22 protein-coding genes and 1 tRNA gene are annotated in these 14,426 nt (G+C 40.9%); 1 reads left to right on the forward strand and 22 read right to left on the reverse strand.

The window, feature by feature from the left end; genetic code table 11:
• Nucleotides 1–15: 15 nt before the first annotated feature.
• From B2O97_RS07060 to B2O97_RS07150, 19 genes are all read right to left on the reverse strand, one after another.
• Nucleotides 16–606: a hypothetical protein gene (locus tag B2O97_RS07060; protein WP_286767176.1), complete on the reverse strand. Its 591-nt coding sequence runs from the start codon at nucleotides 604–606 to the stop codon at nucleotides 16–18.
• Nucleotides 603–1,016, reverse strand: a complete 414-nt coding sequence (locus B2O97_RS07065; RefSeq protein ID WP_286767177.1) for a hypothetical protein — start codon at nucleotides 1,014–1,016, stop codon at nucleotides 603–605. The genes B2O97_RS07060 and B2O97_RS07065 overlap by 4 nt, the downstream gene beginning before the upstream one ends.
• On the reverse strand, nucleotides 1,006–2,052 hold the full coding sequence (locus tag B2O97_RS07070; protein ID WP_286767178.1) for a nucleoid-associated protein: 1,047 nt from the start codon (nucleotides 2,050–2,052) through the stop codon (nucleotides 1,006–1,008). The genes B2O97_RS07065 and B2O97_RS07070 overlap by 11 nt, the downstream gene beginning before the upstream one ends.
• 6 nt (nucleotides 2,053–2,058) lie before the next feature.
• Nucleotides 2,059–2,952, reverse strand: coding sequence for a ParB/Srx family N-terminal domain-containing protein (locus tag B2O97_RS07075; protein WP_286767179.1), 894 nt, complete (start codon nucleotides 2,950–2,952; stop codon nucleotides 2,059–2,061).
• A gap of 4 nt (nucleotides 2,953–2,956) precedes the next feature.
• Complete coding sequence (locus B2O97_RS07080; protein WP_286767180.1) at nucleotides 2,957–3,172, reverse strand: hypothetical protein; 216 nt, start codon at nucleotides 3,170–3,172, stop codon at nucleotides 2,957–2,959.
• Nucleotides 3,172–3,402 carry a hypothetical protein gene (locus B2O97_RS07085; protein ID WP_286767181.1) on the reverse strand — a complete coding sequence of 77 codons (231 nt, stop codon included), beginning with the start codon at nucleotides 3,400–3,402 and terminating at the stop codon, nucleotides 3,172–3,174. The genes B2O97_RS07080 and B2O97_RS07085 overlap by 1 nt, the downstream gene beginning before the upstream one ends.
• Nucleotides 3,402–3,632, reverse strand: coding sequence for a hypothetical protein (locus B2O97_RS07090; protein ID WP_286767182.1), 231 nt, complete (start codon nucleotides 3,630–3,632; stop codon nucleotides 3,402–3,404). Before B2O97_RS07090 ends, B2O97_RS07085 begins: the two co-directional genes overlap by 1 nt.
• 95 nt (nucleotides 3,633–3,727) lie before the next feature.
• Nucleotides 3,728–3,970 carry a hypothetical protein gene (locus tag B2O97_RS07095; RefSeq protein ID WP_286767183.1) on the reverse strand — a complete coding sequence of 81 codons (243 nt, stop codon included), beginning with the start codon at nucleotides 3,968–3,970 and terminating at the stop codon, nucleotides 3,728–3,730.
• A gap of 4 nt (nucleotides 3,971–3,974) precedes the next feature.
• Nucleotides 3,975–4,196: a hypothetical protein gene (locus B2O97_RS07100; protein WP_286767184.1), complete on the reverse strand. Its 222-nt coding sequence runs from the start codon at nucleotides 4,194–4,196 to the stop codon at nucleotides 3,975–3,977.
• Nucleotides 4,196–4,846: a DUF3164 family protein gene (locus B2O97_RS07105; RefSeq protein ID WP_286767185.1), complete on the reverse strand. Its 651-nt coding sequence runs from the start codon at nucleotides 4,844–4,846 to the stop codon at nucleotides 4,196–4,198. Before B2O97_RS07105 ends, B2O97_RS07100 begins: the two co-directional genes overlap by 1 nt.
• Before the next feature lie 207 nt (nucleotides 4,847–5,053).
• Complete coding sequence (locus B2O97_RS07110; RefSeq protein ID WP_286767186.1) at nucleotides 5,054–5,338, reverse strand: hypothetical protein; 285 nt, start codon at nucleotides 5,336–5,338, stop codon at nucleotides 5,054–5,056.
• Nucleotide 5,339: 1 nt separating this feature from the next.
• The gene (locus B2O97_RS07115) at nucleotides 5,340–5,663 is read right to left on the reverse strand and encodes a hypothetical protein (RefSeq protein ID WP_286767187.1); all 324 of its coding nucleotides are present in this window, start codon (nucleotides 5,661–5,663) and stop codon (nucleotides 5,340–5,342) included.
• Nucleotides 5,638–5,799, reverse strand: a complete 162-nt coding sequence (locus B2O97_RS07120; RefSeq protein WP_286767188.1) for a hypothetical protein — start codon at nucleotides 5,797–5,799, stop codon at nucleotides 5,638–5,640. The genes B2O97_RS07115 and B2O97_RS07120 overlap by 26 nt, the downstream gene beginning before the upstream one ends.
• Nucleotides 5,800–5,994: 195 nt before the next feature.
• On the reverse strand, nucleotides 5,995–6,468 hold the full coding sequence (locus B2O97_RS07125) for a hypothetical protein (protein ID WP_286767189.1): 474 nt from the start codon (nucleotides 6,466–6,468) through the stop codon (nucleotides 5,995–5,997).
• A gap of 168 nt (nucleotides 6,469–6,636) precedes the next feature.
• Nucleotides 6,637–6,867 (reverse strand): hypothetical protein, encoded by a 231-nt coding sequence (locus B2O97_RS07130; protein ID WP_286767190.1) that lies wholly within the window; start codon nucleotides 6,865–6,867, stop codon nucleotides 6,637–6,639.
• 17 nt (nucleotides 6,868–6,884) lie between these two features.
• On the reverse strand, nucleotides 6,885–7,532 hold the full coding sequence (locus B2O97_RS07135) for a hypothetical protein (protein ID WP_286767191.1): 648 nt from the start codon (nucleotides 7,530–7,532) through the stop codon (nucleotides 6,885–6,887).
• Nucleotides 7,525–8,427 carry an ATP-binding protein gene (locus B2O97_RS07140; RefSeq protein WP_286767192.1) on the reverse strand — a complete coding sequence of 301 codons (903 nt, stop codon included), beginning with the start codon at nucleotides 8,425–8,427 and terminating at the stop codon, nucleotides 7,525–7,527. The genes B2O97_RS07135 and B2O97_RS07140 overlap by 8 nt, the downstream gene beginning before the upstream one ends.
• A gap of 1 nt (nucleotide 8,428) precedes the next feature.
• Nucleotides 8,429–10,462, reverse strand: a complete 2,034-nt coding sequence (locus tag B2O97_RS07145; RefSeq protein WP_286767193.1) for a hypothetical protein — start codon at nucleotides 10,460–10,462, stop codon at nucleotides 8,429–8,431.
• Between the two features lie 88 nt (nucleotides 10,463–10,550).
• Nucleotides 10,551–10,763, reverse strand: a complete 213-nt coding sequence (locus B2O97_RS07150; RefSeq protein WP_286767194.1) for a hypothetical protein — start codon at nucleotides 10,761–10,763, stop codon at nucleotides 10,551–10,553.
• An 84-nt stretch (nucleotides 10,764–10,847) separates the two neighbouring features.
• Here B2O97_RS07150 and B2O97_RS07155 point away from each other — a divergent pair, with 84 nt between their 5' ends.
• Nucleotides 10,848–11,513: a LexA family transcriptional regulator gene (locus B2O97_RS07155; RefSeq protein WP_286767195.1), complete on the forward strand. Its 666-nt coding sequence runs from the start codon at nucleotides 10,848–10,850 to the stop codon at nucleotides 11,511–11,513.
• Nucleotides 11,514–12,484: 971 nt separating this feature from the next.
• Here B2O97_RS07155 and obgE read toward each other — a convergent pair.
• The 3 genes from obgE to B2O97_RS07170 form a co-directional block, all read right to left on the reverse strand.
• Nucleotides 12,485–13,483, reverse strand: a complete 999-nt coding sequence (gene obgE, locus B2O97_RS07160) for a GTPase ObgE (RefSeq protein WP_204991046.1) — start codon at nucleotides 13,481–13,483, stop codon at nucleotides 12,485–12,487.
• A 36-nt stretch (nucleotides 13,484–13,519) separates the two neighbouring features.
• A complete protein-coding gene (locus B2O97_RS07165) occupies nucleotides 13,520–14,089 on the reverse strand; it encodes an adenylate kinase (protein WP_046675448.1) in 570 nt (189 codons plus the stop codon).
• Nucleotides 14,090–14,163: 74 nt separating this feature from the next.
• Nucleotides 14,164–14,237 (reverse strand) — tRNA-Arg (locus B2O97_RS07170).
• Nucleotides 14,238–14,426: the final 189 nt, after the last annotated feature.

The raw sequence follows: 14,426 nt of genomic DNA on the forward strand, positions 1-14,426 counted from the left end.
ATATAACATTTAACTTTATTTCACCCAATCGATAGTATTTCCAACACGATCCTTTTTTGGCTGAAGTCCTAAACTGCGTAAGTGCTTCCAATACAATGAAATATAGGCCGGGCTCAACTTATCGGCGTAATCCTTTGACCAGGTGTTTGGAAATCCTACTGTACCCTTTTTGGATATCTCCAGCAAAAGTTCATTATAATATCGCACCAGGTTAGATATCGAATGTTTGCCCTTAAACAGAAAATTTTCACTTTCAAAGTAATGATTTAAAATCTCTTCAGTAATTTTTATACTGGAGATTTTTCCGCCATCCTGCCGCGATGCTTTATATTTGATCCTATTGTATTTTTCGTACATCAGGCAGAACATAGCAACTTTTTTATTTGTGGCCATTTCAACAATTTTCTCACAGGTTAGTCCGATCTGGTTACTTTTGCTAGCGATCTGTTCCTCAACATATGGGATACTGATCATTAAACCTCTGAACTGACCGTCGTTTAAAGGGCATTTAACAGCTATTTCAATAGCCTTTAAAAAGCCCTGATCAAAGGTGACGTACAGACAGCCTTCGATCTTTTGGGAAGTTAATTTATACACTTGTTTCATCGTTTCAATGCTTTAAGATGATCTGGTTTAACCTTTTCTTCGAATATGCTGAGAACCTGCCTGAGCTCAACCACATCCAGTCTGTTCAATGGTTTCTTTTTTTGCTTTATGCAAAAATCGTCAATGATTGTTTTAAGTTCAGCAGTTGATTTATGGAAGTACAATTCTCGGGCAATGCTGAACATCTTTTTTCTCATCGCATCTCCAGGAGCGGGTTCCCAGTCATCCGGGATTTTTTGAACAGCTGTCTGCAGTGTTACAAGTTTTGCAAAAAGCTGGTCGAATTCCTCATCGGAAAGTTCCCTGCAGCTTTCGGTTCGGCCGTCTGTAAATTCGCAGACGGCCTCTTCTTTTGTTTTATCAAGTGCCTTGCACATCGCGTAAAACCGACGGTAATCCCTATGATTCATTTTCAAAATACACCTTGTAGTAATTCATTCCCTTCTCTTCATCAAAGCCTCTCTCGATCAGTTCACGTTTTCCATGTACGTTGATTTGGAAATTTTTATCAAGCTTGATCATATTTTTAAAACCTGCCTTGCTTTTTTTAATTACGGCATTGGACAGCGGGAAATCATCTGGAATCTTCGCATCGAGAAGCTCTTCCGCGTTGGTTTTACAGGTTCTAAATAAGGAGATAGCTGCCTCTGATCCGATAACTGACTCTTCAAACTCTTCCTGATAGAAAGTCTCATTATTTTTAAAATATGCCTGTGCTTTATTGAGTAAATCGATCTTGTCCATCTTCTCAACCTCAAAGACTTCATCCAATCCGTCCACAAAGTTTTTAAAAATCCTGATTGCCGCGCCGGTCTGGAAATTGGAATCGTTGCGCAATTTCACCTGAAGGAATTCGTCCCGCCAAAAGCTAGCGTCAAAAGATTTAGCATTTTCAGCTAAGAGCACCTTATATCCGTGTTCAGATTCGCAATTCAGAACAATAGCAGCCTTGTCTACTTTCCCAAGACCGACGCCGTTAACTATTTTCAGCTGGTATGAGCCATCCTTCGGATTTGCATCCAGATAACTTTCCTTCCAGTCAACTTTAAAGAGCGCAAGGGCTTCTATCTCTTCACCCTCAAAAATGACGTTGCTTAATTTAACGGTGTAGAACTCTCCGGCTTTGATCTTTGGATGATTGGAAACTTCATATAAATGTTTTGCTAAATCGATGGAAGACAATGTAAAGCTGCCCTTGAAAACCCAGTTAACATGATGATATACTTCGTTTAGATTCAGATCACCACTATTATGGGACAACCTATAAACACAGGTTGATTTATGTAATGGATCCGTAAAGAACCGCATTAAATATGCTTGTGTTTCATCGTCCATCTCATTAAGATCGAGAGAATCGTCGGACAATATATAAAATTCGTCCTGCGCTTTGTTACCGACTCTATGGACGGCAATATCTTGTATTTTAGCATCTGCAAAAAATAGCATATAATTTTATTTAATGGTTAAACGATTGAGAGATAATTTGTAATTGTATATTTCCAGAAACATTTCTAGATATTGTTTCCGGTTAATACATTTCACTAGTGATCGGGGCTGTCCCTGAATTTTGCTCTTGAATAATTCCTGATCAAAACCTTCAGCGTTGAACATCCTTCTGATCACCGAAGCAACGGATCCGCTGTAGGCCGAATCATACATAGGGTGCAGCCATGTGAGGAACTCAGCGATCTCCTCAGCCTGATCAGCATTGTTTACATCGACGGAACCCTCACGTATAGCTGCTGTATCATGCCTGCCGCCCGTACTCAGCAGACTAAGTGCGGAGCTCACGGGGAGCATGGGATACAATGCCATAAAATTATGTAAAGCCTTAAAACCTGGCTTCTCCTCTTCAGTATGAAAATTTATATAGTCGATAAGCGACCAGTTCTTTTTATTTGAATTAAGGGTAGCGATATCGGTTTTATTGACGCCTGTATCTTTAATAAAATAAACTTGAACTTTCAACTGCTTAGCTGCCTCCAGGCGGTGCTGTCCGTCTACCACACGGTTATAGCCATCCACGATCAGTGGATTTAAGTGCAGCAGGTTATTTTTGCTGATCAGGTTCACTAAAGTTTTAACATGCCTCTTGTCTATTTTCCTGTTGGAATTGATGTGACCGAATATGTCATAATCTGTCGTGCTCTGCATTAGTTGCTGCTCACCCAGCTGCATTTTGGCCAGTTCAGTAGACAGTTGGCTTTTCAAAAATGATACTGGACCTTTGTCTGTGTTGATGGTCATCATGAGGCCATCAACACTGTAATTGCTAATTTTGAACGTAGCATTGTCATAGAGAATAGTCTTTCCGACTATTTCTTCAATATTTCTAACCTGTTTCATAGGGTTATTTGTTTAATAATTGTTTTTTAAGTTCCTTATCGAAAGCATTTTTCAAAGTAAAGGAGTCATTATCTTTAAAGACGGTTATGACTTCTATTTGCTCCTGAAGGAAAACGTTTTGATACGTATTGACTTCCACTTCCTCCACAGCCATCATAATCACATATCCCCGAGCCAGGAGGTACTCGGCCATCTCATCTTCTGTGAAGTATAAATCCATTATTTCAAAGTGTTTTTGGAGTCATAGAGATCGACCCAGTCCTTTTTCTTGTCAAGTTCGATCAGTCTACGTTTCAGTTCAGCTTTGGATTTGAACCCTTTTTCGTAAACTGTCCAGTTATGGTTCTGCTTTGTCTTCACTTTGATGACCAAGCCACGGGCGCCATCGTTACCACCATAGTAAATGGTAAATCCAGCGTCCAGTAATCTTGCCTGATGACTTCCGTGCATTATAACTCCTCCTTTTCAGCTTTAGTTACGAAATAAGACTCCCTTTCAATGGCATCAGTGTAAATACCATAAACTGTCATGGATTTTCCCGTTTCCAAAAGATGCGGATTGATCACCACGCGTTCGCTCCAGTAGACAAGATCCTTATCGGCTTTTTTGATTAGTCCGTCCATACCCACCCAGACGGTTACATACTCGCCCTTACTTTTCTCGAATTCTATCTTGAACATTTTTCTCTTTGGTTGTTTCTTTTGTACATAATAAATAGTTCCTAAACATACTAGGCAAAAAACGATGGCCAGAATGCAGTTTGAAATATCCTCCCTCATTGAAAAAAACTCCTTCCCTCAAGATAAGCGTCCTGAATGTATCGCATTGCGATTTCATCTTCTCCACCATCCGGTTGTGGTGCGAACCTGTGGTATCGGAATACGCTTTCATATGCGTCTATGGATTTGTTTACCATGACTTCATTGTGAAGCTCTTTGGCTTCATCTAAAGACGGGATGGACACTTTTGTGTCCTTGTCCCATCCGATTCTTTTTGATATATCGCTATAAATACTCATCCTACTAATTTTCTACTTTTAAAACTTTATGAATTAATGTCAATTTTTTACCTTGATTACTGATAAAGTACACCGGACCGCCAACTCTTAGGCGTACATGGTTGATTACCGTACTACCTACCCAAATATTCTGTTGAAAAGGTCCACAGCCAACTACCACGCCATCCTGATCAATTTGCCACCATAAGAAATCCTGACCGTTATCTTCGAAATGGATCTTTTTCATCACAGACTGCTAAAATTCATCTCGAGACGGACCCATTTCCCGGCTTTATTCTTTTCCTTGAACTCGTAACCAAATTTCTTAAAGGTGATACTATATCCTTCCTTGATAAGCTCAAGACCTTTTACCCATCGGGGATCCTGAAAGGTGTCCTCATGTTGCAGAAGTTCCATAACCTTGGCATACTCAAGATCACCATCCTGATTGCGTTCGATGAAACCCATTAGAATTCCGTGTATACGCCCGCCAGTTTTTTTGATACCTTCAGATAACAGAAACTCTTTGATAAGTTCTACAGCCTTATTGGCACGTTCATCCCATGATGGATCGGTATCACGGCGCCTAGTAACTCTTAGGTCATTCCGAGAATTAGTCATTGTAAACCCTCCCTGACTATTCGATCTGATGCCACCATATTGGTTCAGTAATTCACGATGCCCCTCCATTACGGTATGTAGCTTTGTTTTGAAGCGAGCAATTGCGAGAGATAACTCTCTCGCTTCATCCATCAGTTCCTCGATAGAGGCATCTTTTTTTGCTTCGTACTTCTGTTTCTCTTTTGCGCGCTTTGCTTTTGCAGCCTTTTCTTCCTTGGCCAGTTCGGCCATCAGCTTCTTACGCTCTTCAGCCGATAGTTTTGAAATATCTGTCATCTTCTCAATTTGTTTCTGCGGACCTCACTAACGATCCAGTAAATTAAAAACCCCAAAATCAGTAGTGTTATGGGAATCCATATCGGTGATAAAACCCACCACCAGGACCAGGTAATTTTTCCTATCAGCTTCAGTACTATAAATACTATAGCAAGTATTGCAGGAAAGCCGATCGTGCCTCCATTTGAATTGTTGTTTGTTGACATATTAATTTGAGTTTTGGATTAAACAATTCCTCATAATAGCCAGATCGGCTTCCGTCGGCTGCGGGCCATTAGTATAGCCCTCAGCAGCAATCGTAATGACCATAGCCAATGCATCGTTCTGATGCATCTCCATGATGACCTTTGATATCAAATTCATTGGATTATCAAATGAGATAGTGGCCGAACATTTGTTGTCCTTAGTTGCGATTACGAGCATGTCCACATTTTCCTCAACTGTAGTTACCAGTTGATGGAACTGCTCAATTGTCAGTTTTTCTTTGTTCATTTTATGTTGTTTTTTGATGTATAATTCCAATTATTTTATTAATTGCAAGATTAGTTTCAGAGGGCCATGCAATAGCTTTGAGCTTGTCGATATGGATCAGAAATGCAAGTCCCTGTTCCGTTGGTATCTCGATCTTGTTGACCTGCTGCACAGTCGCCCATTTGACACGGAGTGTTTCATTTAGCTTCGAGAGCAATAGGCCGGTGATCCTCGCCTGATACCCGTGCTTTTTATAATGCAGGGGATTGAAGGTCTTTTCCATGATTCCGCCCCATTCCTTGAGTTCGTCCCAACTCAGCTTAAACTTGATTTTTCTTGGTTCCATGCTCTTCAGTTGTTTCCTCGTTATCGTTTTTTATTTCGAATTGCAATTCGATCGGCACGCCGAGCAGCTTCTCGATCATCTTCTGGGCCTCGACCAGGATCAGGGCTGCTTTAGTAAATTTGTTTGCGTTTATCATAACGTAAACTTTCACAGTATTCATAAAAATCAGCCATCGACATCGCACCCGGATACACCCGGCGGATCAGTCCTTCAAAACCTTTGAACATGTGGTAATCAACTACCCGGAAAGAATTGCCAACATATACGCCGGTTTCGTTACGGATGAACCCTCTTAGGTTCCTGGGCTTTGCTTTTTTTCTTTCTTTCCTTCTCATTTACTAAATATTAATTCAATCACATGTTCAAACCTTTCTATAAACTCGTGATTTACGGCCAGTAGCTTACCATTGTGCAGCGTATGGTAGTCATCGAACACCCTTGCTTCCGTCGCTTCATCTGGAGGTAAAACCTGATATAGAACGCCCTCCTCATCCACTTCAAAACCTGAGAAAAGCAGGTACCTGGCTGACTTGATGAATTCGTCGTTCCGTCGGATCCATTCATTGTTCCAAAGGCCACGCATCAAAGGTGAATGTCTAATCTTGCTTAAAAAGCTCCAGCTATTACCATGCAGCACACGTTTCAGAAATTGCTCATACTGCTCAAACTGATGCTCACAATATTGTAGTTCAGTCCATCCAAGGATATCGCAGATCTCACTGATCTGGGAATTATTCAGAATCCGGGTCTGCTCAATAAGGCTTACCCGTTTCTTTGCTGTCTTTTGTGCAATGAGTGTTTTCATGGCTTTTTAATGTTGATAGAGTCCATATTTACAAAAGGGCGTACAGTTCTTTCGCATCCTGAGCACTTGCGTATTGCATCTGCGATATTTTGTGCCGGTAATTCGTCTTTTTTGCACGATGTGAGTAGTGAAACTATCATGCAGATGTAAAGCAGTTTTTTCATTGTATTACTTTATTTGGGTGACTGTTAAATCAATTTTTTGAACTCCTAAACACCACATGTCTTTAGAATAATTACAGTTATACTTTTCTCGCATATGCATGTTTACTGTTCCCATTGCCTCTTCTTCAACAGCTTCTTTGGTCCTGTACTGATGGCTGTCCTGTTCTATCGTGCCAGTTTCCAGCTTACCTGAGAAAAAGCGAATCGCATAAATGATTTTAAATTTTGTTTCCATTTTTATGATTGATTATGTTAATTGTCATCCATCTGCCCATGATATAAAGCTGCAGCTTCAGTATCGATATCAAACAGTCCTCCGGGAACCCGTCCGCCAACTTCCACTCGGAGACCTTTTACAATAAAGATTACCTTTGCAAGCTTTTTGATCAGCTTGGCTGTCGCGGTGTATGGCTTCCCGTCCTCCTCGTGCATCGGAACAATAAATAGTGTGTCCGGATACTTTTTTTGAAGACGTCTGACATGGCCGTTCTTCAGTTCATCGGCGTACACTGTCGCATTATCCAGAATGACCACGCTGATACGCCCGCGTCTGCGGCTGATATAGTGCTCTATCTCCTCCAGTTCCATGTACTCCTCAAGAAGCAAATTGCAATTATTGGTATCCGTTCCCACGCGTGACAATGTATCCTGGAACCATTTTGAGATACCTTCCTCACCTGATATATACAGCGTGTTGTATTCTCTTGAAAAATCCACGGCCAACATTACAGATAACCATGTCTTACCATTCTTTTCAGGCCCCTGTATCGCCCAGTATCCACCTACATCAGGAGTGCCAAGTACTTTTTTGAGCACCCCCTTGAAATGAGTGTATTCCTCAAATTTCTTATCAAGCACATTCTTGACACTCAATAACCTGCTCCGCCTTTCCTTAGCCATTTGCATGAAGTATTAGAAGCTGTTCAAGGCGTCTAAGACCACCGATTTTATTATCGACGTCCTGAACCAGGCATTTTTTAACAATCAGGTTTGCTTCGGGATGATCAGGATGGTTCAGTGTGAGCACATCGGAAACTAGATTCTGATAAAAACCCTGTTTTCTGACAAGATCAGTAGGAACCACTGATGAAAATTTGCTGGAGAAACGGGAGAATAGCTCGCGAAATCCGACTTTTTTGCCCTGGATGCCCTTAAGCATCCGTTCCCTGCCGCCCTCAGCTGCTACAAGGTACCAGCCACAGGCATTCTCCGTACCGTTCCACAATTCTTTAAGATCAAGCAGTGTGTTAACGTCTAGATCTCCAAACTCATCCACCATCACAATAGGGGGCGGCATAAGAGTATTTAAACAGTATTTAATGTTCTCTTTGACCTCGGAAAATCTGCCGGAAGAATCCAGTCCTATGGTACGTGCTAGCGTACGAGCGAACAGTTGCTTTGTTTTGCACTGGCTGCCGTCGATATAAAAGCAGTTCTTTCGCGACTGCGATAAATATTTGAGCGTTCTGGTCTTTCCGATCTCAGGCTCATCGATGAACATCATCGATTTGCTGTAAGCCTGACAGAATTCCACTTCTTCCTGGATATGGGCAAAGACTTCAGTCGGTGCAAATTTTAAATTTTGTTTGTGGATCACTACACCGAGCTCACGGCCGATCGTCAGCCATTGGGTGTCACGTAGCACACCGTCACGCTCGCCATTTTTAATCCGGGAGTAGATTGCCAGTGCGATCTGCCATCGTTTGGAAAATGCTTTGTCGGATCCTGAATATGTTGCTCTATTTGTGATCAGCGCTTCAGCTACCTGATCTTTAAATTCTTTTGTTAGGTTCATGTTAAAAACGGTCTTTAAGTGATTTTCTTGATGATACATATGGCATTTCCATATCGTCGGTTACTTCTTCGTTCACTGGGAATTCAAATGGCTTTGCCACTGTCCTGGTTAGCTGATCGATCTTAAACCTGCGTTCAGGTTTCGGACGGTTGTCGATAATAGTCAGCTGATCAAGGGTGGACATTTTGCGTTTAGCATAACTGTCAACCGTATTGGTGTAAGCGGCCAGTATAGACTCAGCGATCGTGTCTTTTTCCGTGCGTTCCATACGGGCACGGTTCGGACGTGGTTTTTCTATCAGCTCACAGGCATATTCACCTCCGACGTAGGCAAGGGCCTTAAACACTTTGCCATCATTATCGTCCAACCAGAAAACTTCAAGATCCCTGCCTTCGATACGGTCCATGTAAGCGATCAGTTTTTCACCTTTGGCCACTTTGTCGCCGTCCGCAATCAGGAATAAGGATTTATTTAAATGGATATTCCCAATATTACAGCTGGTTTCCGTCCTATTCCCGATATAGCGCATAAAAGATTTGTAATTTGTTGGATCTACTCCTTCATGCTGACGTTGCTGGAAATAATCCCATCTTGAAAGACCTTCCACATCCGGATGCTCTTCATTATTCCAGTCCTCGATATCCTGTAGACACTCATTTATGATACGTTCATAAGGTAATTTCTTGATCTTTTCGGTGTCGACTCCGGGCTGATTGGATTCCTTTCGGGCTTTAGGCCTTGCGATCCAGCCCTCACGCTTCTTTTCCTTACGGTAACGTAGTTCTTCATTGACACGTTCTATGTATTTACCACGGGGGTTATTTGCTTCCATTTTCACATAACGGAACATCGCACCCTCTTTCAGGAATGTTTCAACATAAGAGCTGTTGAGCGACATCTCACACTCAAGCTCTCCGGGAAGATTAAGTCCCCACATATGGTAGTTGCGGACCAGCTGGCGGTAGAACTCGCGAATGATGCCCTCTTTGCTGTCACCATATACCTGGCAGATGATTGCACGGCTTGCGATATCGACACCAAGATAGAACCATACCCTTTTGCCTTCGAGGGTTTTGAAAGGCGGCTGCCTGTCATCAATGGAGATGATAGACCCTGCTAGTTTTGGCATTTCGAAGCTGAAAGGTGGTTTGTATTTACCCATTTTAAGTTCACGGTTATCGGATCGTTTCTGATGTGTGGCAACTTGATTGCGCCATTGTTTTAGATACTTGTTGATCGTCGCAAAGGAGATCTTTTTGAAATTCTTTGGATCATAGAACTCACCGGTGACATTATTGTGTACTTCCAGATAACCCGTAAGAAAAGCGTCATAGTCATTGTGAACATCTGTCGCAGTAGGCTTACGTTTTTTGTCTGCATACATATTGTTCAATAGCTCCTCGGTATGATCAAAAACCTTTCGGGAGTTGTCATTTTTGTGCTTTCCGCTGATGAGCGAAACGTAATTTAAATGACCGTCTACCAGGGTTTCAAAGTTGTTTAAAGCAGCTTTAAAATGTCTGAGTGAGCTTGGTAGCGTATGTTCTGTATGGTGTTTTGCCAGTAGCGTTCTGTTAAAGCTGATCGCATCACTGAGTAAACTTTGAGTGATTCCCTTTACCTTTCCCCCTTTGCGGATAATGTCCGAGATACGTGCCTCGCGCAAGCGAAGTACAGCATGTAATACAGAAGCATTGACAATATACTTTTCCTGGATCTCTGATTTGATATTGGAGCCGTCGGCAAATTCAAACAGCGAATAAAAACGGACAGCATCACCATCAACCTCATAGAAGCGTTCAAGAATGTGATCACATTTACGGGGATCAGGGATTGCCTGCTTGATCTGCGGCGGCAAAGTGTCGTAATCGACCAAGAGCTGTCGACCATTACCGCCAAACATAATGCGTTTAGGTCCATAAGGCTGTTCTTTGTAACGCTGTAATGTTTTCTTTAAATTTTCGTAGTTATTATAAAAAGCCGGAATGAGTTCATCCTTGCTCACAGCTACTTTATTTCCGAATTCAAATGGCATATCATTAATTGTTTTAGTTCCCGCCCAGCTGCGACGACTGGGTTACGCTATTCGGGCGTTAACGATGGGGCGCTAACAAAATTTATTTTTATGGTTGCAAATCATTTAATTCATTCTTGATCGCTGCTTTGGACGCACGGTCCAATTGCTTATACTCCAGTTGGATTTGGGTAGGTATTTTTCCTGTCCGTTCTCCACGAATGCTTTTTTGAATATAACTTATGGTGAATCCATATTTAGCTTTCAATTCGGTAAGGATATCCGTATTGTAGTTGTCAGGTTTTTTCTTAGTTTTGTTCATTGTTCAATTTGTCCTTGTTACAAGACAAATATATTACAATTTGTAAATAAATTCAAAGTAAAATATTACAATAAATAATAATTAATGAATAAATCCCTTATAATCAATCAAATAAAATCACATTTGAATATCAAGACAGACAGTGATTTTGCAGATTTTTTAGGCGTAAAACAACCTACCATATCAGCATGGAAATCAAGAAATACGATGGATTACGAACTAATTATTACAAAATGTAAAGATATAGATGCTAATTGGTTAATAACAGGAAGCGGAAATATGTTAAAAGAGAGGACTTCTATAAAAAATGAAGACAAGCTCAAATTAGATTCGACACCATCCGTGGATGGAATCCCCTTAATCCCTGTAGAGGCGTTCGCAGGCGCCGCTTTAAATAATGGATATGCAGTGGATTTCGACGCAATCGAAGAACGCTATAATGTTCCATTGTTTGACGGAAAAGGTGTTGATTTCATGATGTATGTTCGTGGATCATCAATGTATCCAAAATACCGATCTGGTGATATTGTTGCATGCCGATTTGTTAGGGAATTATTGTTTATACAGTGGAACAAAGTGTATATAATAGATAGTAAGAGTCAGGGCGCAATGATTAAAAGATTATTGCCAAGCACAAATCCAGATCATGTAATATGTCGGTCAGACAATAGGGAGTATATTGATTTTGAAGTTCCTTTGAGCGATATCCAAAATATTGCGATGGTTATTGGATGTATAAGTCTTGAATAGTACCTGCTAATTACGGAAATAACCATACTTTTTAAAGTCCTGTTTTCAGAAACAGAATTAAAATATTGTATTTCAGTATGTTAAATTGCTAAAACAATAACAACTAAATACATTAAAGGGGGTAGTTAAATACATATTTTAGAGCTTAATAGTATATTTTTGTACATTAAAGGGTTCAATACAACGCGCTAAAAAACACAGTAATGTCCCCCCAACTGTCCCCCCAGCTGTCCCAGCAAAATTGAAAACCGTTAATTTTTCTATTATTCCACCTTTCATTTTCAGCAATTAAAAAGGCCAGAAACCACAGAGGATCACTGGCCAGGATTCAGGTATATTATTAAATAAAAGGGCTTGTATGCTTTATTATGTCGTTTTATAACCTTATTTTGATAAAGAATGGTAGTATCGGTTCCCAGTGGTAATATATCAAACAATTAAATGGTAGATAAATGGTAGTTAATGGAAGTATTTTACCTTTTGTTTTTACAGCCTCCGGCTGGCATTTTTATTGAAAAATGCCGTTTTTAGTATCAATAACCATGATTTTTGCCGTTTTTGCCGTTTTCTATTTTGTTACTTTTGGATTGATGCCCTATAGAACAGCGATCTTTTTGCTTCGTAATCGCAGCTTTTTTCTTTTAATTTTTAGTTGCAGAAAATTAGAAATACGGAGGAATCAAATTCGTCTTTTTAACAGTGCTTGTTCAGTGTTCGTTCAGTGCTTGTTCAGTGCTTGCTCAGTGAAGACTGAATAAACAGTGAATAAATACTGACTAAAAACTGATTGAAAATTGGGATTAGGGATAAGTTGGTGGCTGGATGAGTCAGTTGTAATGCGTTTCTTAAATCAGCCAGTTGCCGTTACCACTAAAACTGGGGGCAATGAAAGTTTAAGGATAGAAATTCGTAATTAACATAAACAGAAAAGGCGCCCCACGGTGTGGGGCGCCTTTTCTGTTTATTTAAACTTAAGAGTTAATTGCTTTCCAGATCATATCTTTCAATGGCAATATATTTTTACCGGTCACCGACGAAATGAAAATATAGGGTACATTTTCCGGCAGCTCCAGCTCCATTTCCTTCTCCAGCTCCTCATCGAGCATATCAGACTTGGTAATAGCCAGCAATTTAGGTTTATCTGCCAACTCGGGATTATATGCAGTCAGTTCATTCAATAGAATGGCGTACTCCTCCCGGATTGTCCGATCTGTATCGGCCGGCACCATAAACAACAAAACAGAATTTCGTTCGATATGCCGCAAGAAACGATACCCTAATCCCTTTCCTTCCGAAGCCCCTTCGATAATACCCGGAATATCGGCCATAACAAAAGAACGGTTATCCCGGTAGCTTACCATACCCAAATTAGGCACCAGTGTTGTAAAGGGGTAATTCGCGATTTCTGGTTTCGCAGCAGAGACCACGGACAACAACGTTGATTTACCTGCATTCGGGAATCCCACCAATCCAACATCAGCAAGAACCTTCAATTCGAGAATCATCCACTGCTCTTTCCCCGGAAGACCAGGTTGCGAAAACCGTGGTGTCTGTTGTGTCGGCGACTTAAAATGCCAATTGCCCAGCCCGCCTTTTCCACCCGGAACCAATATTCTGGTTTCACCGTCTTCTGTGATATCGAACAATACCTCTCCCGTCTCCGCATCCTTTGCAATCGTACCCAGTGGCACTTCCAAGATCTCATCACGTCCGGTTGCCCCGGTACGCAAAGAACTACCGCCAGACTCACCGTTTGACGCGATAATATGTTTACGATATTTTAAATGGAGTAACGTCCAGAGATTAGTCGTTCCTTTCAGTATAATATGTCCGCCACGACCGCCGTCACCACCATCGGGTCCACCAGTAGCGGTGTGCTTGTCACGGTGCAAATGAGCCGAACCTGCCCCACCATGTCCAGAACGACAACACACTTTCACATAATCAACAAAATTCGAACCTTGCGCCATTACAATTTATTACAGTCTAGAAAATACTTATCTTAATTAATAATTATCGATGATATCAGTCAAACTTTTAAAGATAGAATCGATATCGCCGATACCATTCACTTTAGAAAGCTTGCCTTGTGCCTCGTAATACGGCAACACATGAATCGTCTTTGTGAAATATTCATCGATACGCTTCACCAATTTATCCGCATCATCATCCGCACGACCAGAAATTTCCTTACGTTTAGCGATGCGTGCTTTCAATTCATCCTCATTCACATCCAGTGCGATTACGACCGAGATTGATGTATTGATACCTTCTAAAAAAGCATCCAATGCTTCAGCTTGAGCAACAGTACGAGGAAATCCATCAAAAATAAATCCTTTTGCATCCGGATTTTTCTTTACTTCCTCTTCCAGCATTGCTATCGTAATCGAATCTGGCACTAAATTTCCCTCAGCAATAATCTGGCTCACTTGTTGACCAAGTGGCGTTTGACCTTTAATGTGTGCTCTAAAAATATCACCAGTTGAAACATGAACCAATTGATATTTTTCAATAAGCTTTGCAGATTGGGTTCCCTTACCTGCACCCGGAGGGCCAAATATTACAAGGTTTAGCATAGTTTTATTTAAGAAATTAAAACGAGTTAAAAAATAAAAGCCTAATCACAGATGATGACTAGGCTTTTCAGTTGTGCGCTCCAAGGGAGTCGAACCCCTAACCTTCTGATCCGTAGTCAGATGCTCTATCCAATTGAGCTAGGAGCGCAATAAACCATTACGTTTAGAACTCTGTCCCATGTGTTTTGGTGACGCAAATATAGTCAGAATTCGTTTTTTTACAAATTTTTTTTTCAAAAAGAAGTTCCCTTGGATCATACCGAAAGTTTGGGGGGTAAAGTTTTTAAGCATACAGTTTCATTACTCTATATAAGAAGAATGTGGTGTCTCTTACGCC

It is taken from the genome of Sphingobacterium sp. UBA865, from assembly GCF_002295765.1.
In the GTDB taxonomy this organism is placed as follows: Bacteria; Bacteroidota; Bacteroidia; order Sphingobacteriales; family Sphingobacteriaceae; genus Sphingobacterium; species Sphingobacterium multivorum.